Source organism: Neisseria sp. P0022.S010 (genome assembly GCF_051956635.1).
This window is the reverse complement of record NZ_JBQCXF010000625.1, coordinates 1-1,598: the sequence shown is the minus strand read 5'-3', so window position 1 is coordinate 1,598 and position 1,598 is coordinate 1. Positions and strand designations below refer to the sequence as shown.

The following is a 1,598-nucleotide window of genomic DNA, read 5'->3' as shown; positions in this document are numbered from 1 at the left end:
TCAGACGGCCTTTAAATAAACAAACGGTTTAAGGCATCAACATGCCGCCGTTGACATGAAGTGTCTGACCGGTAATGTATTTTGCCTGATCAGAAGCCAAGAACAAGACTGCATCGGCAATATCTTGTGCTTCACCGAATTTGCCCAAAGAAGTTTGCGCTTCAAAGGTTTTGCGGGTCTCTTCCGGCAGGGCACGGGTCATATCGGTGTCGATAAAGCCGGGGGCAACGCAGTTGACGGTAATGCCACGGCTGCCGACTTCACGCGCCATAGATTTGGAGAAGCCGATTAAGCCTGCTTTTGCGGCCGCGTAGTTGGTTTGACCGGCATTGCCCATCACACCGACAACAGAAGTGATGTTGATGATGCGGCCGGTACGCTGTTTCATCATGCCGCGCAATACGGCTTTGGAGGCGCGGAAGACGGATTTGAGGTTAACCTGCATGATGTCGTCCCATTCTTCCTCTTTCATGCGCATCAGGAGGTTGTCGCGGGTAATGCCGGCGTTGTTGACCAGAATATCCAGCTTGCCGAATTCTTTTTCGATGTCGGCAATCAGGTTTTCGATGGTTTCAGGTTCGGCAGAATTCAATGCACGGCCTTCGCCGCCCCATTGCGCCAGACGCTCGCTAATCGCCGCCGCGCCGTTTTCGCTGGTCGCCGTGCCGATAACTTTTGCGCCGGCCGCAGCCAAAGTATCGGCAATCGCCGCACCAATACCGCGCGATGCGCCTGTTACCAAAGCGATTTTGCCGCTCAAATCTTGTGTACTCATGTTGTTTCCTTTTTGATACTATTTATAACACATGCTGTATAAATAGTAGTTAAATGTTTGGATGTCAACCACGCTATTAATTTAACGATAGTTTTCCAAATTTGGACGTAAAGTATTATCAAGGAGAATTTTATCAGTATATTTCAAGCATAAAGGGTGAAATATATCTCCTAATATATTTGTCCAAGGGATAGGGTATCCGGGGTTATTACCTAGAACGTTACCAGGATTATTCTCCAGTTGCTCAGCGTAATTATCCATTCTATTTAATAGTTCGTTGTACCATTCTTGAGTAAAAGGGGTTTGTTTGCGAAAAATATAGGCGCAATTTCCAGCTATGATACTAAAATAACATTGCATATCTTCGCCAATCTTACCTTCAACAGGTGCTAAGTCTTCTGCTTTAATCTCAGGATAGCCAATAAAATATGCATTACTACAATCTAAAGTGTCAAAAACAGGACTCCAATTGTATTGAGCAGCTTTAATATCACTATAACCTCCACCGTAATGATGCATAAAATAGCAGCGTAGATAATCAGCTTTATGTACTAAGGATAAGTATTTGAATGCGTGGTGCAGTGGATACTCAGGTAAAATATATTCTGATAAATTATTTGGAGTAATCAATACCACTTCTACTCCTGAAACTAGTTTCAGAAGCTCAAAATGCGATTGACGGGATTCTGACATTGGATTGTTACCAGTCCAAAAAGTGTAAATTTTTCTAGGAACGGGATTCTTGTCAATTATGAATGTTGTTTGCTTAATAACTTTACTTAGAAAACTATCTGGATAGTTTTCTGATTTATATATATAAGGA

General features: G+C 43.1%; 2 protein-coding genes. Both read right to left on the bottom strand.

Annotated features, from left to right (window positions below):
* Positions 1 to 28 precede the first annotated feature (28 nt).
* Positions 29 to 775, bottom strand: a complete 747-nt coding sequence (gene fabG, locus ACTHUT_RS20065; RefSeq protein WP_250599587.1) for a 3-oxoacyl-ACP reductase FabG — start codon at positions 773 to 775, stop codon at positions 29 to 31.
* An 81-nt stretch (positions 776 to 856) separates the two neighbouring features.
* Positions 857 to 1,598, bottom strand: a 742-nt coding sequence (locus ACTHUT_RS20060; protein WP_440419572.1) for a capsular polysaccharide synthesis protein, incomplete at its 5' end; no start/stop codon positions are given.

Excerpts from the sequence above, each read along its gene's own strand:
- fabG (WP_250599587.1), bottom strand. The coding sequence starts at position 775 with ATGAGTACACAAGATTTGAGCGGCAAAATCGCTTTGGTAACAGGCGCA.